1 protein-coding gene is annotated in these 255 nt (G+C 47.1%); it reads left to right on the top strand.

Features of this window, described 5'->3' with window-relative positions; all coding sequences use genetic code 11:
- Positions 1–255, top strand: a 255-nt coding sequence (locus tag M1F65_RS05075; RefSeq protein WP_247925698.1) for a hypothetical protein, incomplete at both ends; no start/stop codon positions are given.

Genomic DNA, 255 nt, shown 5'->3' with positions numbered 1-255 from the left:
CGGTGACACAGAACACGTTTATGAGAAGGTGAAGACCAGTCACAAGGATAAGGAAGGCAATGACATTCCAGGCCACCCAACCGAAGACGGTGAACAACCTAAGAAAGATATTCCAGGTTACCGCTTCGTAGAGACTAAGAAACTTCCAAACGGCGACACAGAACATGTCTACGAAAAAGTGAAGACCAGTCACAAGGATAAGGAAGGCAATGACATTCCAGGCCACCCAACCGAAGACGGTGAACAACCTAAGAA

The sequence above is a fragment of the Streptococcus oralis genome, assembly GCF_023109195.1.
Taxonomy (GTDB): domain Bacteria; phylum Bacillota; class Bacilli; order Lactobacillales; family Streptococcaceae; genus Streptococcus; species Streptococcus oralis_BV.
This window is presented reverse-complemented; position numbering and strand designations above follow the sequence as displayed.